The organism is Arthrobacter sp. ES3-54 (assembly GCF_029504395.1).
Taxonomy (GTDB): Bacteria; Actinomycetota; Actinomycetes; order Actinomycetales; family Micrococcaceae; genus Arthrobacter.
This window is the reverse complement of record NZ_JAQFIF010000005.1, coordinates 311,412-333,366: the sequence shown is the minus strand read 5'-3', so window position 1 is coordinate 333,366 and position 21,955 is coordinate 311,412. Positions and strand designations below refer to the sequence as shown.

The window sequence follows — 21,955 nt, the reverse complement described above, 5'->3', positions numbered from 1 at the left end:
CAATGAATTGTGGTCAAACTGCTGCGGTCGCTCTGGGCCGGGCACCCGCGCCCGGGAAGCGGCGCGGGTGGACGCCATGCGGCCCAGTGTTAGAGCGGCGCGCACTTGCCGTTCGTGGCGACGAGGTCGCGGATGGACTGCTCGTCGCCGTTGCGCTTGAACTGGTTGAGCATCCCTTCGGTGATCGGCTGCCCGTCCGGCGTGGTGGTCACCGGGGTGAAGTCCGACGGCGAGGGAGGGGGCTGGGTACCCGGCGCGGCACCGGCGGCCGAGAGCGGCCCGGCGGCGGTTCCGGGCTGCAGGACACTGTCGTCTGCGGCGCCGGCGGACGGGCTGGCCAGCAGTTTGGCCACCCGCTGGTGGATGATGTCGAAGTCCGGCGACGTGGAGAAAGCCGCGTCGAAGTCGGGCGGACCGATGGTCAGGCGGCTGACGTCCTGGCCCTTGGCCTTCATGGCCAGGTCCACGAAGCTGCCGAGCTGGCCGGAGGAGATGTTCGATTCGACCACCTTGGTGCCGGCCTTGGCGATGTCCTCAAACTTGGCCAGCAGTTTTGCGGGGTCGAGCTGCTTGAGCATCGCCTGCTGCACGCACTGCTGGCGCTGGATGCGGGCGTAGTCGTCCACGAATTCCCGGGACCGCCCGTACCAGAGGGCGTGGAAGCCGTCGAGCGTCTGGTCGCCTGCCGGGATCCAGCCGTCCGGCATGCCGTGGATGCCGTTGGCCTCATCCACCATCGGTCCGCTGATGGGGACCCAGCCGCCGGCCTTGATCCGGATGCCGCCCATGGCGTCGATCAGCTTGGAAAAACCGTCCATGTCCACGAGCACGTAGGCCTGGACCTTGATGCCCAGCGTTCCGGACACCGCTTCGAGGGTGGCCTGCGCACCGGGGTCAGCCACCCCGGGGTAGAGGTCCTGATGTTGGTTGGTGACCTCGGTGTTGATTGCGTTGATCAGGCATTCGTCGCCGCAGTTGTAGCCTTCCGGATACACCTGGCGCATCGGGGAGTCCGCGCTGAACTGCGCATTCTGGAGGTTGCGGGGCACGGAGATGATTGCCGTGCTGCCGGTCTTGGCATCGACGCTGATCACCGAGAGGCTGTCAGGCCGGCGGCCCGTGCGGTCTGCTCCGGCGTCGCCGCCCATCATCAGGAAGTTGTAACGGCCCTCGGAAGGCTCAAGGGTGGGGCCGGAACCGGAGAAGATACTGCCGATGGCGTCGCGGCTGACGTTGAGCAGGTAGGCCGCGTAGCCCAGGGACCCGCTGCTGAGGATCATGGCCAGCACCAGCGCCAGCACCACTGCGGGGCGGATCCTGGGGGTAAGCAGCCCGGGCCGGATCAGCCGCAAGGTGTTCAGGAACAGGGCAGCCCAGCCGATGGCCAGCAACGCGAGGCCGAGCACCAGCAAGAGCGAGGGCACCGGGCCGGCGAGGATGTTGATCAGCGTGGAGCGGGACAGAAGCAGGAGCAGCACGGCGATAAGGGCCAGCGCCCAGACCGTGAAGGTCACGCGCAGCGCAGCCCGGCCGAGCCGGCGCTGGCCCGCGACGATCTGGGCGCTGCCGGGGACCAGCAGAGTCAGAAGGATCAGGACGAACGCCCGCTTGGTCAGCACCGGGGCCGGGGCGCCGGAAGGGTGCCGGACCGGGTCGCTCAGTATCCGCCCGGACTGCTCTGGGCTGTCAGGGCGGTGCGTGGGGGCGTAGCTGTTGCTCATGCCGGGATTCCTAATGGCTACCTTAATGGCTGCTACGCGGGGCGACGTTGCCGTCCGCGAACACTTCGTTGACCTTCTGCCGCAGGCTCGCGCCCTTCCGGGTTGCGACGTCGTTCAGTTCCTGGGCGAAGTCCAGGAGGTCCGCCCGGAGTTGGAGCGCGAGTTCGTCCGTGCCCGAGGCCAGCATGCGCACGGCCAGGAGGCCTGCGTTGCGCGCCCCGCCAATCGAGACGGTGGCGACCGGAACACCGGCCGGCATCTGCACGATGGACAGCAGGGAATCCATGCCGTCCAGGGTCTTCAAGGGTACGGGGACGCCGATCACGGGCAGCGGGGTGACCGAGGCGAGCATGCCGGGAAGATGCGCGGCACCGCCGGCGCCGGCGATGATGAGGCGAAGGCCGCGCTCGTGGGCGGTCTGGCCGTAGCGGATCATCTCCGTGGGCATCCGGTGGGCCGAGACGACGTCGGCCTCGAACGGGATCCCGAACTCCGCGAGGGCTTCGGCGGCCGCTTCCATGACCGGCCAGTCCGAATCCGAGCCCATGACGAGGCCCACGATCGGAGTGTCCGCGCGGGGGAGAGGGGTGCCTGCGTTGCGGGGTGCGGTGCTCATGCGGTCTCCTCGGAGGTTGCCGGCATTGTGCCGGCGTGGGCCCGGCCGTTCCGGATGATGTCGGCCACGATAGTGGCCCGCTGCCGCACAGAGTCGACGTCGGCGGCTGAAGTCCCGACCAGATTGACGTGGCCGATCTTCCGGCCGGGCCGGACGGCCTTGCCGTAACAGTGCACCTTCGCGGCCGGCTCGCTCGCGAGGGCCGCGGGGTAGGCGGAATAGAGGTCCTGGTTGGCGCCGCCGAGGAAGTTCTTCATCACGACGACAGGCCCCAGCAGGTCCGTGGCGCCCAGCGGCAGGTTCAGGATGGCCCGCAGGTGCTGCTCGAACTGGCTCGTCACCGAGCCGTCCTGGGTCCAGTGCCCGGTGTTGTGCGGGCGCATGGCGAGTTCGTTGATCAGGAAGCCCGCACCTACGCCCGGCGTCTCGAAGAGTTCGACGGCCATGACGCCGGTCACGCCGAGCTCGCTGGCGATCCGGACCGCGGCGTTTTCCGCGGCCGCGGCAACATCGAGGGGGATGTCCAGGGCCGGGGCAATCACTTCATCGCACACGCCGTCGACCTGGATGGTGTGCACCACCGGCCAGGCCCGTGTTTCCCCGTCCGGCGTCCTGGCCACCATGGCCGAGAGCTCACGGCTGAATTCCACCTTGGCTTCGGCCAGCAGGGGGGACATGGCCTCGAACCAGTCGGCGGAGCCGGCCGCGTCCTCGGCCGAGGACACGATGCGCACGCCCTTGCCGTCGTAACCGCCGCGGGGCATCTTTAGAACCACCGGCCAGCCGGTCTGCTCGCCGAAGGCGACGAGGTCCGGGACATTGGCGACGGCGGCCCACTCGGGGTTGGGCAGCTCGAGCCGGTCGATCGCGGCGCGCATCACGAGCTTGTCCTGGGCGTTGACCAGGGCATCCGGGCCGGGGTGGACGTTCACGCCGGAGCCGATCAAGGACCGCAAGTGCGCCGTGGGGACGTGTTCGTGGTCGAAGGTCAGAACATCCAGGCCGCGGGAGAACTCGAGCAGATGCTCCAGGTCCGTGTAGTCGCCGACCGGGGCGTTAACCACGGCAGAGACTGCAGAGACGTCCTCGCCTTCGGCGAGAACACGGAGCTCAAAGCCCAGGGCGGTCGCGGCGGGGGCCATCATTCGGGCAAGCTGGCCGCCGCCAACAACACCGATTACAGGAAAAGTCACAAGTCCCAGCCTACCGAAAACCTCACGGGAACCCGGCTTTTGGGGATTGGCAAGCGCGGGAACGCTGCTGATGGGAGGGTTCCGGGCCCGCGTCGGCGCCGCCGGGCGTCGGGTGCGCAGGGAACTGTCGGAACGGCCGCTGCGGGCGGACTCCCGGGAAACGGCGCTAAAATGGACGTTTGGCCCAATGGCCGACAGTTCCAGAAGGCCACGGAGGGTCATGATTACTACACTTAACGAGCGCATGCGCGGGCTGGCCTCGCTCTTCTGGCGCGAAGTGGCCAAGTTCGGCGCCGTCGGCGGCATTGCGTTCATCATTGACAACGGGCTGACGTTTTATCTGATGCACGGTCCCATGACCGACAGCGAGGCCAAGGCCCGTTTCTTCGGGGCCAGCGTGGCCACCGTGTTCTCGTGGATTGCGAACCGTTTCTGGACGTTCCGGCACCGCCGGCAGGCCAACGTGCTGCGCGAGTTCGTGATGTTCGTCATCATCAACGGGATCGGCATCGGCATCTCCACCGGCCTCACCGCCATCGCGAAGTACGGCATGGGTGTCACCGACAAGAACATGCTCTTCCTGGCCGGGGTGGTCGGCATCCTCGTCGCGACCGTGGTCCGGTTCTTTGCCTACCGCTTCCTCGTGTTCAACCAGGAACTCGACGAAGAGCCGGAATTCTCGCACGACCACGAGATCATCGAACGGCACCCGCACACGCCGCATGACAACCAGACCGGTGCCGGCGTTTCCAGGACGGCCGTCCGGGAGGCCGTCAGGGACCCGGAGCTGCCCGGCCCGCCGGCCTGAGGAACAGTACCCTAGGTTCAGTGCCAGAGCCTCAGTGCCAGAGCCTCAGCGCCTGAGGTTCAGTTCCCGCTGATGCGCTCGGCGGCCCGCAGCTTGCCGGTCACCTCGACGTCGGGGTGCACCAGGACCACGGAACCGTCGGCCTTCCAGGTTCCCAGTGACTGCGCAAGGACCGCTTCGAGGCCGTCCGCCGCAGGAACGAGCAGCCGCAGGCCGGTGGCGCGGGCCGCGGCAAAATCCTCCAGGAGCGCGCCGTGTGCATGGACTGTGCCGTCAGAGGTGCGGACCGCGAGGCGTTCCGCTTTCGGGTCGGTGTGGGGCATGAAAATGTCCCCGTGGGAGCGGACCTCGGCGGCGTAGTCAAGGACGCCGGTGGGCAGCTCGCCCGTCCATCGCATGGCCAGCGCCGGCAAGGACACAGCCAGGACGGCGTCGAACCCGCCCGCCGCAGCGCCCGGGCCCGGGTCCGCGGTGGCCAGCAGCTCCGCCTCCGCGTCGTCGAAGACCACTTCCATGCCGAGCTGCCAGGCCGCCAGGGCGAGGATCACCGACTTCCAGTGCGCGGGCAGGTCCAGGCGCAGCCGCGTGCCGGGTTCGGCGTCGAGTTCGTCCTGCAACAGATTGGAAGTCTTCGCCACCCAGTTGTCCAGCACGCGCCCTGAAAGTTCAACCCGCTCCGAATCGGGGCCGTACCAGGTCAGCCGGGGCGCTGTGGACTGGCCGGACCGCAGGGCTGTCATCAGTTCGATTGCCGGGATGCTCATGTCCTCATCTTGCCACGGCTCTTGTCACGGCCGATCGGCCCCAGGCGGCGTGACGTCGGTCACGCCGGCGGTTGCCGCGTCCGGCGGCCTCTGCGTGGGGGTGGGAAAAATTTGCCGAAAACTCAATGAAAACTCCCAGAAGTGCTCAGTACCCTGATTATTCCGCGGGATCCTGCGGAATGGGCGAAAAAAATCCGGGCGTGGCGTGTCTGCACTTTGTGTATCAAGTTGATTATTATCTCCGCCGTGGCTTGACTCCCGGATACTTACACGCGTGTAATTAGTTATCTAAAGCCACTGCACATAAACCGGCACTCAACCGAGTGCCATGGGGGTCTTGCAGTGGCTGCAAATCAGGAGGGGGACGCCATGGGGCTAGCAGAGCGTATCCATGAAGATGCCGTAGTTGCCGGCCAGGCCACGGCGAAATACCGGTCACGCGGCGTGCCGAGTGACTGGTATGTAGATCCGGCCGATCCGGACGCGGCTGAGCGCTATAACGAACACACCCAGGATTCCCTGCAGGAGGCCGCCACGGCCTTCCTCGCAGCGCACGACGAACTCCTCGCCGGTCCGGATCATGACACAGATCCCCTCGACCCGCCGATGGAGCTCCATTCGCCCGGTTCGGTTTCCACCGCCCAGCCCGTCTGGATCGGACTGCCGTCCCGGCAGGAATTCGACGACGAGGGCGAGCTCGGCTGGCAGACCGATGCCTTGTGCGCCCAGACGGATCCTGAAGCCTTCTTCCCTGAAAAGGGCGGCTCCACCCGCGACGCCAAGAAAGTCTGCGGCGCCTGCAACGTGCGTTCACAGTGCCTCGAATACGCCTTGTCTAACGACGAGCGCTTCGGGATCTGGGGAGGCCTCTCCGAGCGCGAGCGGCGCCGGCTTAGGAAGCGAGCAGTCTAATTCTTCAAGAAGTACGAGTCACCGCCGTCGTGGTCTCCCACGACGGCGGTGCTTTTCTCCCCAGGACCCTTGCGGCGCTGGCGGCCCAGACACGGCCCGCCGACGCCGTGATCGGTGTCGACACCGGCTCCCGCGACCACTCCGCCGCCCTCCTCGAGCAGGAATTGGGCAAGGCCAATGTCACGGTCGTCGACCAGCCCAGGTCCGGCATGGGAGGCGCCGTCATGGCCGGGCTCAAGGCCCTCTCGCCGAGGGCTGAGGACGGCGCCGGCGGCGCGCCGGGTGCCGAGTGGATCTGGCTGCTGCACGACGACGCGGCACCGGCACCCGAGGCCCTCGCCGAACTCCTCCACGCGGTCGAGCGCGCGCCGTCGGTCACGGTGGCAGGCTGCAAGCAGCTGGACTGGCATGCCGAGCGGCGGCTGATCGACGTCGGCCTTTCCACGAGCCGGTGGGCCGAGCGGCTGACGCTGATCGATGCCGACGAGCTCGACCAGGGCCAGTACGACGGCCGCAGCGATACCTTTGCCGTCAATTCCGCCGGCATGCTGGTCCGCCGCGACATCTGGGAGGAGCTCCGGGGCTTCGATCCGGCACTGCCCGGAAGCGGCGACGACGTCGATTTCTGCTGGCGCAACCGCCTCGCCGGGCACCGCGTGGTGGTGGTCCCCAGCGCGCGGATGTTCCATGTCTCGCATCGTCCCCATGCCCTGGGCAACGCGGCCGCCGCACGCAAGGCACAGGTCCATCTGCGGCTCAAGCACGCCGCCGGCTGGAAAGTCCCGCTGCACGCCGCCGGCGCCCTCGTAGGGAGCCTTTTCAAACTTATCCTGAGCATTGCTGTCAAGGACCCAGGGCACGGGTTCTCCCAGCTGCTGGCAACCTTTGCCGCGCTGGGCCGCCCGGCCGCGGTGATCCGCGGACGCCGCAATGCCGCGCGCACCCGCCGGATAAGGCGCTCCGTCATGACAGGGCTGCAGACGCCGCGCCGTGAGGTCTGGGCGCACCGGCGCTCCCTGATCGAGGCGCTGGGCGCCGACGACTTCGGCGACGGAGCCACGGGCACCGATCCGCTGGCAGAGCAGCCTACCGGCGACGCCGACGACTTCGCCGCCATCGCCACCCCGGACCGCGGTTGGGTGGGCAACGGTGCCGTGCTGGCCGTACTCCTGGCCCTGGCGGTCTCTCTGACGGGACTGCTCAGCCTGTTCCGGGCCCCGGCAGTTTCCGGCGGCGCGCTGATCCCGGTTTCGCTGCGCCTCTCCGAAATCTGGCACCATGCCTCCACCTGGTGGGTCAGTCTCGGCGCGGGCCTTCCTGGCCACGGCGACCCCTTCGGCTACCTCCTGTGGGTGCTGGGAGTGCTCGGTGCCGGCGACGCCAACGGCGCCGTCGGCTGGTTGTTCATCCTTGCCATGCCGCTGTCCGCGCTGGGCGCGTGGTTCGCTGCCGGTGCCCTGACGGCGCGCCGGAGGCTGCGCCTGGCGGCCGCCCTGGTCTGGGCCGCGGCACCGGCGCTCCAGGTTTCCCTCAACCAGGGCCGGCTGGGCGCCTTGATTGCGCACGTCATGATCCCGGTGCTCGTCCTGGCGCTGCTCCGGGCTACCGGCACGGCGGCAGGCCGCGGCGTCCATGCCGTCCCGGCGCTGGGCCAAGGCCGGCTGACCCCCATGCCAGCCACCCGCCCCGGCATCAACGGGACGCCCTCCTGGACGGCTGCGGCCGCGGCGGGCCTGGCCATGGCCGTGGTCACCGCCGCGGCGCCGTCGCTGCTGGTGCCCTCCATCGCAGTCGTTGCCCTGTGCGGCGTGCTTCTGGGCCGCCGCGGCCGCACGGTGTGGTGGGCGCTCCTGCCCAGCCTGGCACTGTTCCTGCCGTTCGCCTTCTCCGTGCTGGACCGGCCGCGGGCGCTCCTGGCCGACCCGGGCCTGCCGCTCGGTTTTGACGCCGCCCCGCTGTGGCAGCAGGCCCTGGGCCAGCCGCTGAACTTCGACGCCGGCGCCGGACTCACCGGACTGAGCGCCTTCGGCGGGTCTGCAGCGGGCTCGGCCGGACCGCCGTGGGCACTGCTGCTGGCCTTGCTGTTCGGGCTGCCGGTGCTGCTGCTGGCCCTCGCCGCGCTGTTCATGCCGCGCCGGCTGGTGCTGGCAGGACGCACCTGGACGGCCCGCTGCCTGTGGGCCGTCGCAGTCCTGATGCTGGCCGGCGGCTGGCTCGCCGGGCATGTCGCCTCCGGCGCCAGCGCCGATGTCCTGGTCACGCCGTTCCCCGGCCCCGCCGTTTCGGCGGCCGCGTTCGCCCTCTTGGGGGCCGCCCTCATCGCAGCAGAAGGACTCCTGGACGCCGCCGACCGGACGGCCGGGACCGGTCTGGCACGGAAGGTCCTGATCCGCGGCACGGCCGCGGCAGCCCTGGCCCTTTTGCTGGCCGCACCCCTGGCCGGGTTCACCCTGTGGAGCGCGCAAAACCTGCTGCAGCCTACAGCGCAGGCACCGGCAGCCGCCGGCGACCCCGGCGACCCCGCCGGTCTCGGAACCCCGAGGCTCGTCCAGCCTGCCCAGGCCCGTACCCTACCGGCCACGGCGGTTGACCGCGGCGAGGGCTCGGAACAGTCCAAGACGCTCCTTATTGCCAGCAACGAGGACGGAACCTTCGACGCAACACTTATGCGCGGCGCCGGCACCACACTCGACGCCCTGTCCACGATCGCCGCGGCCCGCGGCATCATGGGGGCGCCGGGCCAGGAGACGGTCCGCGACGACGACGCCGTCGCCGCTTCGCTCCGGAACGTCGTGGCCACCATTGTGGCCGGCGAGGGCGTGGATCCGAGGGGAGAGCTCGAGCGGCTCGGCGTCGGCTTTGTCGTGCTCCGGGTTGCCGATTCGGCCTCCGAATTGACGGCCAGCCGCATGGACGCCGTGCCCGGGCTTGTGGCCGTCGGCCAGACCGGTACAGGCTGGCTCTGGCGGGTCAGCCCGCTGGACCGGCCTGGCATCAAGGCCTCCGACGTCGCCCACCGGGTCCGGGTGGTGGACAGCACCGGCACAACCGTCGGTCTGCTTTCTGCGGAGGAAGTCTCGGCGGGGGGCACTATCCCGGCCGGCCCCGAGGGCCGCCTTGTGGTTCTTGCCGACCGGGCCGATCCGGGCTGGAGCGCTTGGCTCGACGGCCGCCGCCTGACCTCAACGACGTCGGGATGGGCCCAGGCGTTCACCCTGCCCGCCCAGGGCGGCCAGTTGAGCATCCGTTACGAAGCGCCCTGGGCCGTCCTGATCGGAATCGCGCAGGCCGTGATGATCGGGCTGACCGTCCTCCTGGCCGTGCCCATGCCTGCCCGCCGGTCCAACACCGGCCTGTCCAGGGACGAAGCCTCCCTGCGTAAGGAACATCAGCATGTCTAAGGGCAAAAACGACAACGAAGACAAGAACGAAAACAAGAACGAAAACAAGGTCCACGGCGGTCCGGCCCCGGAAACGTCAGCGGACGCACCTTCGATGACCGAAACCCCGGCCGCTGGCGTGCCCGGCGCCGGTGCGCCAGCCAAAGATGTGCCCGGCGCGGGTGCGGCGCCGCGGAAGAGGGGCCTGCCGCGGGCCGGCTTGATCGGCGGCATCCTCTCCGCAGTCGCCCTCGTTGCCGCGGGCGGAGGCCTGGTGTCGGCGGCGTCGCTGACACCACAAAGCCCCGCCAGCCGGCATCTCGAGGCCCCCGTGGCCTCGGTACCGGCCGGCAGCAGCGTCGGAGTCTGCCCGGGCCCGGCCCGGCTGCTCGAGGGCACCCCCGTGGGCACCGACCCCCAGTTCAGCCCGGAATCCGCCACCGCGAAGACCGCCGTCAGCGCCGCGGTGCTCGGCTCAAGCGCGGGCGTCATTCCCGGCAGCCGGCTGGCCCCGCTCAAGGGTGCCCCCCTCGCCGAAATCGGCAAGGGCGCCACGGCTGGGCCCACCGCCTCCGCCGCTGCAGCCCGCACGCCCGTGCTGATCGCCGGCGTCGTGCCCCAGCGGGAGGTGGACAACATCAGCGTCCTCAGCGCCGATGCCCAGGACAACCGCCAGGCAGCTGCCGGCGCCATCCTGAGCTACACCGCCGAGGACGGGGACCTCCAAGGTTCCGCGGCCGCCGCCTGCCAGCAACCCGGCAACGATCTCTGGCTGGTCGGCGCCAACACGGCCCTCGGCCGGTCGGCAGTCCTGAACCTCACCAATGCCTCCAGCACGCCCGCGACGGTGAGCCTGGATCTCCTTGGCTCCGACGGCTTGATCCAGGCGCCAGGAAGCCGCGGCCTGCTCGTGGCGCCCGGCAGCACCCGCTCCATAGTCCTGGCCGGGCTCGCGCCTGGGCAGGAACGGCTCGGCGTGCGGGTCCGCAGCACCGGCGGCCCGGTGGCTGCCGTCATCCAGCAAAGCGTGCTCCGCGGCCTGACCCCGGGCGGCGTCGACTTCATCACCCCCGGCAGTGCACCGTCCGTCAGCCAGGTGGCCGCCGGTCTCGAGATCCAGGATCCGGCGGCCCTGGCCGCGCTCACGGCGAAACCCGGCTTCGCCGATGCCGGACCGGCCCTGGAAGTCGCCGTGCCCGGGGCAGCCGACGCCGTGGTCGAGATCAAGTTGTATGGACGCGACGGCCAGAAGGCGCTGCCCGGCGGCGGCGTGGTCACGGCGAAGGCCGGCGCCGTCACGGAAGTTTCGCTGGCTGGGGTCCCGGCCGGGACCTACACCGTCGCGGCGAGCTCCGATGTCTCCTTCGCGGCCACTGCCCGGCTCACACGGGGACTGCAGTCCGGGGACGCCGCGGACGTTGCGTTCTCCGCCGCGTCGGCCCGGCTGGGCAGCCAGCACATCGTTCCGGTTCCCCGCACAGGCGCCCGGCAGCTCGTTTTCGGTGCACCCACAGGCCGGGCGACAGTGACATACACACCCATCACGGCGGACGGCAAGATCCGGCCCGCCGGCACCGCCGACATCGCCGGCGGAACCACGGTGTCCATCAAGGTCCCCGCGGACGTGGACGGCTCTCCGCTCGTGGGCTATGTGGTATCTGCCGCCGGGGACCCGGCCTATGGGGCGCTGGTCCTGGGGCGGGAAAGCCGGCAGGACATTTCCGTCGTGGCCGTCGCGCCGGAAGCGGCAGGACAGCGACAGGTCCCCGTCACGCTGGGGTACTAAGCCAAGGTTCAGGCAAGGCCGGGCAGGGCAGGGCCTGGTGCCGGGGGACCCGGCTATTCCGGCCGGTCAGTACCGGCGGCGATAGACCGGGTCGAGGGACTCAGGGGGTACGCCGAGCATCTCGGCCGTGTATTCCACGACGACGTCGTGCACCAGGTCCTGGAGCTCGTCCCGGGTTCCACACGCCTGTTCCACCACGCGGCGATACAGCGTGATGACCGGTCCGTCCTCGGCCGTCGCCGCCGTGAAGGCGCCCATCGGCGCGGGGGTGCGGTCCGCCACGAGCTGCTCCAGGCCCGGAGGGATCTCGTCAACGGCGAAGCGGACGCCGTCGAGCGGTTTGCCCCAGATGTCGTGCAACCGCTGCGCCGAGTCCAGGACGAAGTCATCAAAGCGGTCGGAACGGGTCCGGTAGCCGGGCAAAGTGGGGAGCATGAGCTCGCCGCGAAGCCCCCGGCCGTGCCGGTTCCTGCGGCGCTGGCGGAAGTTCTTTCCCTGAACAGCGGTGGGCGAGCCGGCCAAAGGCGCGCCGGCGGGGCCGGAACCGGCGCCTGTCCGCCCGGCGTCGGGGTCAGCCAACCGGACCGTGAAACCCGAATCGTGGTGCGATGACTGCATATCTTGACTCTAAACCCGCGGATTGATTTACGCGATACAGGCCAGACCGCGATCCGCTGCCGCCCCGCCGCGGCACAACCCCTGTCGTGTCAATGCGGAGCCCCCGCCAGAGGGGGAGTAGTCTGTGATGTCGTGGGTGCAATTCGTCTTTGTTCGAGGTCTGCCTGCCGCAATTCTGCGGTGGCCACTTTGACGTACGTATACGCCGACTCCACGGCCGTCCTGGGCCCGCTCGCCACGTACGCCGAACCGCACTGCTACGACTTGTGCGAACAGCACGCCGACTCGCTGACCGTGCCGCGCGGCTGGGAAGTCATGCGGCTGGCTATGCCGGCAACCCCGGCCGGACCCGGCCCCGACGACCTTCTGGCCCTCGCCAACGCGGTCCGCGAGGCCGCCTCCCGTCCGGCTGCGGCGGAACCTGCCAAGGGCCAGCGCACGCTGCACCCGGCGCTGGAAGCACCGGCTCCGGCCGAGGGCGCCAGGCGCGGACATCTGCGCGTCCTGCGCGAACCTTCCTAAGGCGCCAACTGGCGGTAGGGTGGAAACTGCAAAAAGCCGTCAGCCACCGGCGCCCTTTCGCGGCGCCCATCAGGGAGCGTTCACTATGCCCAAGCTCAGTCCCGAACTGTTGTCTGTCCTGCGATGCCCCGTCACCGGCTCCGGCCTGGTGCAGGAAGGCGACGAGCTCGTCACCGTCACGGCAGATGAAGCCGGAAACAAGCTGCGGTACAGGATCGAGGACGGCATCCCCCTGCTGCTGCCGCCGGAACTCCTGCCCGCCGCCGCGGCGGCAGCCGCTGATCAGCACGACGCCGGCCAGCACGACGCCGCTCAGCACGACGCCGGCCAGCAAGGCACAGCCCCGCGCCACGCCGCGGAATAACGAGCGCCCCAAAACCTGCCCGCCACCCATCAGGGACGCCCCCGGCAGCGAATGACTGCTTAGAGCCAAGATCACCTGGGCACACCCAGCTCCAGACACGCAACGCCACCGGCCACAACAAAGGATTCACATGACTTTCGATTACAAGATTGCGGACATTTCCCTGGCCGAGGCGGGCCGCCATCAGATCCGCCTCGCCGAGCACGAGATGCCCGGACTCATGTCCCTGCGCGAGGAATTCGGCTCCAGCCAGCCGCTCAAGGGCGCCCGCATCGCCGGATCGCTGCACATGACGGTCCAGACCGCGGTGCTGATCGAGACCCTTACCGCCCTCGGCGCCGAAGTCCGCTGGGCCTCCTGCAATATCTTCTCCACCCAGGATGAAGCCGCCGCCGCCGTGGTGGTCGGAACCGGCACCACCGAGAACCCCCAGGGTGTCCCCGTCTTCGCCTGGAAGGGCGAGACGCTGGAGGAATACTGGTGGACTGCCGAGCAGATCCTCACCTGGCCGGGCGCCGACGCCAACCCCGAGCTGGGTCCGAACATGATCCTGGACGACGGCGGCGACGCCACCATGCTGGTGCATAAGGGTGTCGAATTCGAGGCCGCCGGTGCTGTGCCCGCCGCCACCGAGGACGAATCCGAGGAAGGCCGGGTCTTCCTCGACGTGCTGCGCGCCTCGCTCCAGGCCGACCCGCAGAAGTGGACCCGCATCGGCTCCCTCCTGCTCGGCGTCACCGAGGAGACCACCACCGGTGTGCACCGCCTGTACCAGCTGGCGGAGCAGGGCAAGCTGCTCTTCCCGGCCATCAACGTCAACGACTCCGTCACCAAGAGCAAGTTCGACAACAAATACGGCATCCGCCACTCCCTGCCGGACGGCATCAACCGCGCCACCGACGTCCTGATGGGCGGCAAGGTCGCCGTCGTCTGCGGTTACGGCGACGTCGGCAAGGGCGCCGCAGAGGCCTTCCGCGGCCAGGGCTCGCGCGTGATCGTCACGGAAATCGATCCGATCTGTGCGCTCCAGGCGGCGATGGACGGCTATCAGGTGGCCAAGCTGGAATCCGTCCTCAGCGAAGGCCACATCTTCATCACCACCACCGGCAACAAGGACGTCATCATGGCTAAGCACATGGCCGGGATGCGCGACAAGGCAATCGTGGGCAACATCGGCCACTTCGACAACGAGATCGACATGGCCGGCCTGGCGAAGGTCCCCGGCATCAAGAAGGTCGAGATCAAGCCCCAGGTGCACGAGTGGGTCTTCGAGGCCGACCCTGCCACGGGAACGGGCAGCCGCTCCATCATCGTCCTGTCCGAAGGCCGCCTGCTGAACCTCGGCAACGCCACCGGGCACCCCTCCTTCGTCATGAGCAACTCTTTCGCCAACCAGACGATCGCCCAGATTGAACTGTTCACGAAGGCCGGCCAACCCGAGGGCGAGCGCGAATACGAGAAGCAGGTCTACGTCCTGCCGAAGATCCTGGACGAGAAGGTCGCCCGCCTGCACCTGGGCGCCCTCGACGTGGAACTGACTGAGCTGTCCAAGGAACAGGCCGAGTACCTGGATGTCGATGTCGCCGGGCCGTACAAGCCTGGTCACTACCGCTACTAGGAAGTGTCCCAAGGGGCCCCGGACTCAGGTCCGGGGCCCCTTGTCGTGACCGTTTTGGGGGCACTTTTGTAACCGGATCGTGGTCGAAACGGTCCGGGGTTCCAAGGTAACTCAATTATGCTGGCAGGATGACGTGTGGAAACGCCCGGGCCCTGTGATGGCCCTGAAAACCTGGAGTACCGGCCGCAAGATCGCCTTGCTGGGGATGGTTTGCGCCCTGGCAGCCGGCGGCGGGGCCTTTGCCGCGGCGGCTCCGGGGCTTGCCCAGTCCGCGATTTCCTCTGAGGCGGGATCCCCGGCCCGGACGACGCCGGGACTCGCCGTCCCGGTGGTGGCCCCCGCAGAGCTCGCGCTCACGCCCGCCGACGGCGCTGTGCAGGTCAACCCTGCGGCGCCGGTCTCCCTCAAGGTCAAGAACGGGCGCATTGACCGGGTGGCCCTCACTAGCGATGCCGGCGACACCGTCGAAGGCACCCTGAGCGCGGACGCATCCGCCTGGACTTCCTCCGGCGACCTGGCGTTCAACACCCGGTACAACTTCACGTACTCCGTGCTGGACGCCGCCGGACGCCAGACCCACAGCACACGCTCATTCACCACCGTCTCGACTGCCAACGAGGCCGACGCCGCTATTTACCCCCTGGACGGGATGAAGGTGGGCGTGGCCCAGCCTCTGCAGATCACCTTCAGCGAGCCGGTCTTGAACCGGGACGCCGTTGAAAAGGCCATCAAGATCACCTCCACGTCCGGCCAGGTGGGTGCTTTCCACTGGTTCAACAAGAACACCGTCAGGTACCGGCCGGAGGCCTTCTGGGCCGCGAACAGCACCATCACCATGGACATGAAGATGTTCGGCGTCGAACTGGGCAACGGGCAGGTCGGCAATTTCAACAAGAAAGTGACCGTCCACATCGGGGACAAGAAAGTGGCGGTTGCCGACGCCAAGGCGCATACGTTCTCGGTCAGCATCAACAACAAGCCGGCGGGGAAGTGGCCGGCAACCATGGGCGACACCCGGTTCCCCTCGGCCCGGGGCTTCCTCGTGTTCATGGAGAAGCACCGCGTGGAGCACATGGACGCCTCCACGATCGGGCTCAAACCGGGGGACCCGGCTTACTACGGCCAGCTTGACGTGAACTACGCCACGCGTCTGACGCCCAGCGGGGAGTTCATCCACCAGGCCACGGACTCCGCAATGCCCTTCGTCGGCAAGGCGAACCTCTCCCACGGCTGCATCGGCCTGGGCCCGGACGGCGCTAAGTGGGTCTTCGACAACATGACCACCGGAGACGTCGTCCAGGTAGTGAACACCGAGGGGGAGTACGCCAACTTCGATGACGGTTTCGGGGACTGGAACATCCCTTGGGCCCAATACGCCAACTGACGGGGTGGCACCCCGCCGAGCCCAATCCTCTGACGGTAGGCTCGGAGCCAGATAAGTTGCGCAGCCGGGCGCAGGCCGGGCAGCACAGAAGCCTACGGAAGCGAAGCTCCACGTGACAGACAAAAGTCCTACCCCTCCCGACCGGCCGGATCCGCATCTGGATCCCTCTGACGACACCGACGAGCCGGCGTTCGACTGGATGAAGCCGGCCTCCACGGCCAAATCCACCGCAGGCGCCGCGGCCGACAAGCCCGCGGCCACGTCTGCTGACAAGCCCGTAGCAACGAAGGACGACGGCGCCGCGGCCGACAAGCCTGCAGCCACGTCTGCCGCAGCCACCGCTGCCGACAAGCCTGCAGCCACGTCCGCCGCAGCCACCGCTGCCGACAAGCCTGCAGCCACGTCCGCCGCAGCCACCGCTGCCGACAAGCCCGCAGCCACGTCCGCCGCGGCCACCGCTGCCGACAAGCCCGCAGCCACGTCCGCTGCAGCCACCGCTGCCGACACGCCCGCAGCCCGCCAGCCCGGGAGCCGCGCTGACCGGAAGGCGGCCGAAGCCGCCGTCCTCCAGACGGAGGCCGAAAGGTCCGGGGCATCAGCCGGGGCACGCCAGGACTCCGGCTTTGACGAGACGCTGCAGACCTCTGCCCTGCCGGGGTCCCCGCAGGAGGAAATCGAACGCCGGAATGCCGAACGCCGGAATGCCGAACGCGAGCAGGCGGCAAAGGCCAAGCCCGTCCTGCCCCGGGTGATGCAGGTACTGCTCGCCGTGTTCTATCCGATCATCCTGCTGGTGCTCGCCGTCCGCGCTGTAACCAGCCCCCTGTTCCTCTGGGTGGAATACAACCGTCCAGGTTTCCCCGGCGACGGTTACGGGTTCAGCACCGATGACCGCATGACCTACGGCTCCTACGCGGTGGACTACCTCAGCAACTGGTCGGGCCCGCGCTACCTCGGCGATCTTGTGGACCAAAGCGGCGAGCGGCTGTTCAAGGACGGCGAAGTCAGCCACATGGCCGACGTCAAGGCTGTCATCCTGTCCACGTTCGGTGCCGGCACGCTGCTGATCCTGCTGGGCCTGGTGGCTGTGATCTACCTGTTGCGGAAACACAACGGGGGAGTCCGCCGCGGCCTGTTTGCCGGCTCGATCGTCACACTCGCGATCATTATCGGCCTCGGAACCCTCGCGGTGCTCGGCTGGGAGCAGTTCTTCACCGATTTCCACCACATCTTCTTCGCCAACGGGACCTGGACATTTACGCTTCAGGACACGCTGATCAGGCTCTTCCCGGGCCAGTTCTGGATGGATGCCGGGATTGTCATCGGCGCCCTCGTCCTGCTTGCTTCCGTTCTCACCCTCATCCTGACCTGGCCCACGCGCCGGCGCCGCGGCCTTGGCAAGAAGGCCGGCACATCCAAGGGCGCCACTGCTGACGCCGACCCTGACGCCACCGAGGCTGCCGCCGCGGCGGATGCGACGGCCGGCAGCACCGGCACCGAGGCAGAGGGCCCGGCGCGCACCCGGCACACGGTCTGAAAGGGCCTGCTGCCCTTTGGGTTCAACCGTAGATGCGGTTGATGTGCTCCGCGTAATCCCGCACGACGGCGGCCCGCTTGAGTTTGAGCGAGGGCGTCAGGTGCCCTGACTCCACGGTGAAGTCGGCGTCCAGGATGACGAAGCTGCGGATCGACTCAGCCTTGGAGACCAGGAGGTTCGCCTCATCGACGGCGTCCTGGATCGAGGCCCGGACGCTCTCGTTGGCGGCGGCTTCGGCCGGAGCCATGACGGGCACGTTCCGGGCGGCGCACCAGTTGCGCAGTCCTTCCGGGTCCAGGTTGACCAATGCCGAGACAAACGGCCGGCCGTCGCCAATGACCACTGCTTGTCCCACCAGCTGGTGCTCGCGGATCTTCTCCTCGAGCGGGCCCGGGGCGACATTCTTGCCGCCGGCCGTGACCAGCAGGTCCTTCTTCCGTCCTGTGATGGTCAGGAAGCCGTCCTCGTCCAGGGAGCCGAGGTCGCCGGTCCGGAAGAAACCGTCCACGAACGCCTCCGCGTTCGCGGTCTCGTTGGCGTGGTAGCCCTTGAAGACGCCGATGCCCTTGACCAGGATCTCGCCGTCGTCGGCCACCCGGACCGTGGTGCCCGGCACCGGGATACCGACTGTGCCCACCTTGGTCCGGGCAGGGGTGTTGGCCGTGCACGGCGCCGTGGTTTCCGTCAGGCCGTAGCCCTCAAGGACGGGGATGCCCGCGCCGCGGAAGAAATGGGCGTCGTTGGAGCTCAGCGGGCTGGCGCCGGAGACGGTGTAGCGCAGCTGGCCGCCGAAGGCCTGCCGGAGCTTGGGGTACAGCAGCCGGTCGAAGACTGCGTGCCGGGCACGCAGGAAGATCCCGGGTCCCGTGCCGCTGCCCCGGGAGGCGGCGTCCAGGGCTTTGGAGTAGCGGACCGCGGCCGCCGCTGCAGCCGTGAAGACGCGCTCCTGGCCCGCGGCGGCAGCCTTCTGCGCGGCCCCGGCGTAGACCTTTTCGAAGATCCGGGGGACCACCAGCAGGAAGGTGGGCTTGAAGCTGGCCAGGTCGTCCAGGAGCTCCTTCGCGTTTGCAGTGTGGCCGAGGGTGGTGCCGGAACTCAGGCAGATGACCTGCACCGCCCGGGCCAAAACGTGCGCCAGGGGCAGGAACATCAGCGTCCGGGAGCGCGGCTGCAGGAGGAGCTCGGGCAGGAAGAGGACGGTGTTCTTCGCGACCAGGGCAAAGTTGGCGTGGGTGATCTCGCAGCCCTTGGGCTTGCCGGTGGTGCCCGAGGTGTAGACCAGGGACGCTACGTCCGCCAGGGACGCAGCGCTCCGGTGGCGTTCGAGCTCGGCGTCGGTCACCCCGGTGCCGGCGGCGGCCAGGCTCGCCAAGTTTGGTGCCGCGCCGTCGTGCTCCATCCGCACGACGGCGACAAGCCGGTCGCCGAGGACGGTGGAGGCGTCCAGGACGCCCTGGACCACGGCGGCCTTGGCCTGATCCTCGACGAACACCCGCCGGGCTCCCGAGTCGTGGAGGATCCACTCGACTTGGGCCGCGGAGGAGGTCTCATAGATCGGGACGGTGACGCCGCCGGCGAACCAGATGGCGAAGTCCACCACCGTCCACTCATACCGGGTGGCGGACATGACAGCGACGGTTTCGCCCGGAGTGAGTCCGCCGGCAATCAGGCCTTTGGCCAGGGCAGTGACCTGCCCCAGGAAGTGTCGGACGGAGACATCGGTCCAGCCGCCGGGGCCCTTGCGGGAGTAGAGGGCGTGCACGGGGTCCTTCGCGTGCTGCTCCAGGAGCAGGTCCGTCACGTTGGACTCCGGGTCCAGCTCCACGAGCAGTCCGGTGCTTGCTTCTCTCACAGCCGAGTCTCCATTTCCTGGTCCGCCCGGAGTGCGGCGGACTTCCCCTGCAATCCTGCCCTAGATCCAGGACGGCATCCACATCCGCATGCGCCACTCCTGGTAGGGGATCACCTCGGCGGTCCAGACGGGATAGAAGAACGCGGAGACCAGCACGGCCGCCACCACGAACAGCGCCACCAGGTAGAACCCGGATCGGCGGCGCCAGAGGGGGTCGCTGCGCTGGCCGAGCACCAGGCCCAGGCAATAGACGAGCGCCAGCACCAGGAACGGTTCAAAGGAGACGGCGTAGAAGAAGAAGGTGGTCCGCTCCGGGTACAGGAACCAGGGCAGATACCCCGCGGCCACGCCAGCCAGGACCGCGCCGGCGCGCCAGTCGCGGCGGCCGGCCCACCAGAACAGCAGGATGCCCAGGCTCACGGCGGCGCTCCACCAGATGAGCGGGTTGCCCACGGAGAGGATGGCGGTGGTGCAGTTGCTGAAATCGCAGCCCGGGCTGCCTTGCTTGGGGGATTCGTAGAAGAAGGACGTGGGCCGGCCCATGACCAGCCAGCTCCAGGCGCTGGCCTCGTACGGGTGGTCCGAACTCAGGCCCTGATGGAACTTATAGGCCTCAAGGTGGTAATGCGCAAGGGACCGCACGGCGTTCGGCAGCCAGCCCCACTCGGCCGAGGGGTTGGTCTCGGCCCAGTGCCTGAAGTAGGCGTCCGTGGACCGGAACCAGCCGGTCCACGTGGCACCGTAGACCACGGCGGCCACCGGAACGATGCTCAGGAAGGCCGGGACGCCGTCCTTGAGGATGCCGCCGCTGATCCAGGCATGCACGCCGGCTATGCGCCGCGCGCTGAGGTCCCAGAAGACGGTCAGCAGGCCGAATCCGGCCAGAAAGAACAGTGCGGACCATTTCGTGCCGACCGCCAGGCCCAGGCAGACTCCCGCGGCGAGGCGCCACCACCGGATGCCGAGCCAGGGTCCGGAGGTGAGTTGAAGCGCCGAGGGACGCCCCGTGGCAGAGGCTGCGGCCTGCCGGCCGAGCCGGGCTGCCAGCCGCCGCCGGCCGTCGTCGCGGTCCATCAGCAGGGCGCCGAACGCGGCAAGGATCCAGAACATGAGGAAGATGTCCAGCAGCGAGGTCCGGGACATGACGAGGTGGTGGCCGTCCACAGCGAGCAGGACGCCGGCAACAGCGCCCAGGGTCAGTGAGCGGAAGAGTTTTTGCGCGATCAGGGCCAGCAGGAGGATGGACAGCGTCCCCGTCAGGGCAGCTCCGAACCGCCAGCCGAAGGGATTGTCCGCCCCGAACAGCCACATGCCCGCGGCGATCATCCATTTGCCGACCGGCGGGTGGACCACATACTCCGGCGTGTTCAGCAGCACGCCGGGATTGCCGGCGATGAAGGCGTCGTTCGCCCGGTCTGGCCAGCTGCGCTCGTACCCGCTGACCAGGAATGAATACGCGTCCTTGACGTAGTAGGTTTCGTCAAAAACCAGGTTGCGGGGCGTATCCAGCCGGACAAACCTCAGGACGCCGCCCAACGCGGCGGTGAGAACCGGAATCAGCCAGTACCAGAGCCGAAGCGACGCCGGGTAGTCCCGCCAGCTCTGGATGCCGCCGATCAGGCGTTCCCTGAGGGCCTCCGGCGTGTTGGCCTCGGCGGGGCGGCCGATCCAGCGGTGTCCCTCCAGGTTGCGGCCGGTGCGGAAGCGGCTCCCGGCTCTGCCGTTGGCGCTGCTCCGGCCTGTTGTCGGCGATGCGGCGGGGCCAGCCTCGGGCGGCCGCGTGGGGGTCTGGGTCACGTTGCCCATGCTACCTTTCGCAGCTGTGCTCGCAGGGCTGCGCGCCGGCGGCAGTAGGCTGGTCCTGTGGACCACGAACCCAGCACCTCCCCTCTTCCTCCCCTCGATCCTCCTCTCGACGACGATGCCGTCGCCGTCGTTCCGGCCGCTGGTGTTCCCGCCGCTGGCGGACCCGGCAGGATCGTCCTCGCGGCGACGCCGATCGGCAATGCGGGAGATGCCTCGGCGCGGCTCGTGGAGCTGCTGACGACGGCGGACATCGTCGCCGCGGAGGACACCCGGAGGCTGCACCGCCTCGTGCAGAACCTTGGCATCACCGTGGCCGGCCGGATCATCAGCTATCACGAGCACAATGAGGCTGCCAAGACTGCCGACCTGCTGGACCAAGTCCGGGCCGGCAAGACCCTGGTCATGGTGACCGACGCCGGCATGCCCTCCGTCTCGGACCCGGGGTTCCGGCTGGTTGAAGGCGCCGTAGCGGCCGGCCTCACCGTCACCGCGGCGCCGGGACCGTCCGCCGTGCTGACCGCGCTGGCCCTTTCCGGCCTGCCGACGGACCGCTTTTGCTTCGAGGGATTCCTGCCCCGCAAGGCGGGTGAACGCTCCTCGCGGCTGGCGGAGCTCGACGCCGAGCGGCGCACCATGGTGTTTTTCGAGGCGCCGCACCGGCTCGAACCCATGCTGCGGGCCCTGCGCGAAAGCTTCGGCGCCGACCGCAGGGCCGCGGTGTGCCGGGAACTCACCAAGACCTACGAAGAGGTCATCCGCGGCACCCTGCGCGAGCTGCTCGAATGGGCCGAGACCAACGAGGTGCGCGGCGAAATCGCGGTGGTGGTGGGCGGCGCTCCTGAACGCGAACCAGGCCGTCCCGAGGATCACGTGGCTGCCGTCAACGGGCTGATAGCCCAAGGCATCCGGTTGAAGGAGGCCGTGTCCGCAGTGGCCGACGACGCGAAAGTCAGCAAGCGCGAACTCTATGCCGCGGTCCTCGCCGCGCGGTGATAAACGCGGTGTGCTCCCGGCGCCTGTAACCCGCGCCGGCCCAGCTGGATCGAGCCCCCACGGGTGGCACGGAGCGGTTGT

General features: G+C 68.7%; 17 protein-coding genes. 10 read left to right on the top strand and 7 right to left on the bottom strand.

Annotation, left to right across the window (positions count from 1 at the left end):
* Window positions 1-89: 89 nt before the first annotated feature.
* Genes M2428_RS12165 through M2428_RS12155 form a run of 3 tightly spaced genes read right to left on the bottom strand, consistent with a single transcriptional unit; the run spans window position 90 to window position 3,482 of the window.
* The gene (locus M2428_RS12165) at window positions 90-1,721 is read right to left on the bottom strand and encodes an LCP family protein (protein ID WP_277526208.1); all 1,632 of its coding nucleotides are present in this window, start codon (window positions 1,719-1,721) and stop codon (window positions 90-92) included.
* A 22-nt stretch (window positions 1,722-1,743) separates the two neighbouring features.
* On the bottom strand, window positions 1,744-2,337 hold the full coding sequence (gene purE / locus M2428_RS12160; RefSeq protein WP_277526207.1) for a 5-(carboxyamino)imidazole ribonucleotide mutase: 594 nt from the start codon (window positions 2,335-2,337) through the stop codon (window positions 1,744-1,746).
* The gene (locus M2428_RS12155; RefSeq protein ID WP_277526238.1) at window positions 2,334-3,482 is read right to left on the bottom strand and encodes a 5-(carboxyamino)imidazole ribonucleotide synthase; all 1,149 of its coding nucleotides are present in this window, start codon (window positions 3,480-3,482) and stop codon (window positions 2,334-2,336) included. Before M2428_RS12155 ends, purE begins: the two co-directional genes overlap by 4 nt.
* 268 nt (window positions 3,483-3,750) lie before the next feature.
* On the opposite strand from M2428_RS12155, the gene M2428_RS12150 reads away from it, so the two are divergent.
* On the top strand, window positions 3,751-4,338 hold the full coding sequence (locus tag M2428_RS12150; RefSeq protein WP_277526206.1) for a GtrA family protein: 588 nt from the start codon (window positions 3,751-3,753) through the stop codon (window positions 4,336-4,338).
* 59 nt (window positions 4,339-4,397) lie between these two features.
* Here M2428_RS12150 and M2428_RS12145 read toward each other — a convergent pair whose 3' ends face one another.
* Complete coding sequence (locus tag M2428_RS12145; protein ID WP_277526205.1) at window positions 4,398-5,102, bottom strand: TIGR03089 family protein; 705 nt, start codon at window positions 5,100-5,102, stop codon at window positions 4,398-4,400.
* 369 nt (window positions 5,103-5,471) lie between these two features.
* Here M2428_RS12145 and M2428_RS12140 point away from each other — a divergent pair, with 369 nt between their 5' ends.
* From M2428_RS12140 to M2428_RS12130, 3 genes are read left to right on the top strand one after another with little or no spacing between them, the layout of a single operon-like run.
* Window positions 5,472-6,014 (top strand): WhiB family transcriptional regulator, encoded by a 543-nt coding sequence (locus M2428_RS12140; protein ID WP_277526237.1) that lies wholly within the window; start codon window positions 5,472-5,474, stop codon window positions 6,012-6,014.
* Window positions 6,014-9,415 carry a glycosyltransferase family 2 protein gene (locus tag M2428_RS12135; protein ID WP_346780746.1) on the top strand — a complete coding sequence of 1,134 codons (3,402 nt, stop codon included), beginning with the start codon at window positions 6,014-6,016 and terminating at the stop codon, window positions 9,413-9,415. Before M2428_RS12140 ends, M2428_RS12135 begins: the two co-directional genes overlap by 1 nt.
* Entirely contained in the window at window positions 9,408-11,180 is a 1,773-nt protein-coding gene (locus tag M2428_RS12130; RefSeq protein ID WP_277526203.1) for a DUF5719 family protein, read from the top strand. The genes M2428_RS12135 and M2428_RS12130 overlap by 8 nt, the downstream gene beginning before the upstream one ends.
* A 66-nt stretch (window positions 11,181-11,246) precedes the next feature.
* On the opposite strand, the gene M2428_RS12125 is transcribed toward M2428_RS12130, so the two are convergent.
* Window positions 11,247-11,798 carry a metallopeptidase family protein gene (locus tag M2428_RS12125; protein WP_277526202.1) on the bottom strand — a complete coding sequence of 184 codons (552 nt, stop codon included), beginning with the start codon at window positions 11,796-11,798 and terminating at the stop codon, window positions 11,247-11,249.
* 132 nt (window positions 11,799-11,930) lie between these two features.
* Here M2428_RS12125 and M2428_RS12120 point away from each other — a divergent pair, with 132 nt between their 5' ends.
* The 5 genes from M2428_RS12120 to M2428_RS12100 all read left to right on the top strand — a co-directional run bounded on the left by M2428_RS12120 (window position 11,931) and on the right by M2428_RS12100 (window position 17,223).
* Window positions 11,931-12,320 carry a DUF3499 domain-containing protein gene (locus M2428_RS12120; protein WP_091557146.1) on the top strand — a complete coding sequence of 130 codons (390 nt, stop codon included), beginning with the start codon at window positions 11,931-11,933 and terminating at the stop codon, window positions 12,318-12,320.
* An 85-nt stretch (window positions 12,321-12,405) separates the two neighbouring features.
* A complete protein-coding gene (locus M2428_RS12115) occupies window positions 12,406-12,684 on the top strand; it encodes a hypothetical protein (RefSeq protein ID WP_277526201.1) in 279 nt (92 codons plus the stop codon).
* A 130-nt stretch (window positions 12,685-12,814) separates the two neighbouring features.
* On the top strand, window positions 12,815-14,302 hold the full coding sequence (ahcY, locus tag M2428_RS12110; RefSeq protein ID WP_277526200.1) for an adenosylhomocysteinase: 1,488 nt from the start codon (window positions 12,815-12,817) through the stop codon (window positions 14,300-14,302).
* A gap of 157 nt (window positions 14,303-14,459) precedes the next feature.
* Window positions 14,460-15,686 (top strand): Ig-like domain-containing protein, encoded by a 1,227-nt coding sequence (locus M2428_RS12105; protein ID WP_277526199.1) that lies wholly within the window; start codon window positions 14,460-14,462, stop codon window positions 15,684-15,686.
* A gap of 112 nt (window positions 15,687-15,798) precedes the next feature.
* A complete protein-coding gene (locus M2428_RS12100; RefSeq protein ID WP_277526198.1) occupies window positions 15,799-17,223 on the top strand; it encodes a TIGR01906 family membrane protein in 1,425 nt (474 codons plus the stop codon).
* A 22-nt stretch (window positions 17,224-17,245) separates the two neighbouring features.
* Here M2428_RS12100 and M2428_RS12095 read toward each other — a convergent pair whose 3' ends face one another.
* Together M2428_RS12095 and M2428_RS12090 are read right to left on the bottom strand one after the other, a co-directional pair.
* The gene (locus tag M2428_RS12095; RefSeq protein ID WP_277526197.1) at window positions 17,246-19,075 is read right to left on the bottom strand and encodes an AMP-dependent synthetase/ligase; all 1,830 of its coding nucleotides are present in this window, start codon (window positions 19,073-19,075) and stop codon (window positions 17,246-17,248) included.
* A gap of 60 nt (window positions 19,076-19,135) precedes the next feature.
* Window positions 19,136-20,881 carry a phospholipid carrier-dependent glycosyltransferase gene (locus M2428_RS12090; protein ID WP_277526196.1) on the bottom strand — a complete coding sequence of 582 codons (1,746 nt, stop codon included), beginning with the start codon at window positions 20,879-20,881 and terminating at the stop codon, window positions 19,136-19,138.
* A 171-nt stretch (window positions 20,882-21,052) separates the two neighbouring features.
* On the opposite strand from M2428_RS12090, the gene rsmI reads away from it, so the two are divergent.
* Complete coding sequence (gene rsmI / locus M2428_RS12085; protein ID WP_277526236.1) at window positions 21,053-21,874, top strand: 16S rRNA (cytidine(1402)-2'-O)-methyltransferase; 822 nt, start codon at window positions 21,053-21,055, stop codon at window positions 21,872-21,874.
* Window positions 21,875-21,955: the final 81 nt, after the last annotated feature.

What these genes read in the sequence shown, in the direction of transcription:
- M2428_RS12140 (WP_277526237.1), top strand. Translation starts at nt 5,472, where the DNA reads ATGGGGCTAGCAGAGCGTATCCATGAAGATGCCGTAGTTGCCGGCCAG.
- M2428_RS12155 (WP_277526238.1), bottom strand. Translation starts at nt 3,482, where the DNA reads ATGATGGCCCCCGCCGCGACCGCCCTGGGCTTTGAGCTCCGTGTTCTC.
- M2428_RS12165 (WP_277526208.1), bottom strand. Translation starts at nt 1,721, where the DNA reads ATGAGCAACAGCTACGCCCCCACGCACCGCCCTGACAGCCCAGAGCAG.
- M2428_RS12105 (WP_277526199.1), top strand. Translation starts at nt 14,460, where the DNA reads ATGGCCCTGAAAACCTGGAGTACCGGCCGCAAGATCGCCTTGCTGGGG.
- M2428_RS12150 (WP_277526206.1), top strand. Translation starts at nt 3,751, where the DNA reads ATGATTACTACACTTAACGAGCGCATGCGCGGGCTGGCCTCGCTCTTC.
- M2428_RS12125 (WP_277526202.1), bottom strand. Translation starts at nt 11,798, where the DNA reads ATGCAGTCATCGCACCACGATTCGGGTTTCACGGTCCGGTTGGCTGAC.
- M2428_RS12090 (WP_277526196.1), bottom strand. Translation starts at nt 20,881, where the DNA reads ATGGGCAACGTGACCCAGACCCCCACGCGGCCGCCCGAGGCTGGCCCC.
- ahcY (WP_277526200.1), top strand. Translation starts at nt 12,815, where the DNA reads ATGACTTTCGATTACAAGATTGCGGACATTTCCCTGGCCGAGGCGGGC.
- purE (WP_277526207.1), bottom strand. Translation starts at nt 2,337, where the DNA reads ATGAGCACCGCACCCCGCAACGCAGGCACCCCTCTCCCCCGCGCGGAC.
- M2428_RS12115 (WP_277526201.1), top strand. Translation starts at nt 12,406, where the DNA reads ATGCCCAAGCTCAGTCCCGAACTGTTGTCTGTCCTGCGATGCCCCGTC.
- M2428_RS12145 (WP_277526205.1), bottom strand. Translation starts at nt 5,102, where the DNA reads ATGAGCATCCCGGCAATCGAACTGATGACAGCCCTGCGGTCCGGCCAG.
- M2428_RS12130 (WP_277526203.1), top strand. Translation starts at nt 9,408, where the DNA reads ATGTCTAAGGGCAAAAACGACAACGAAGACAAGAACGAAAACAAGAAC.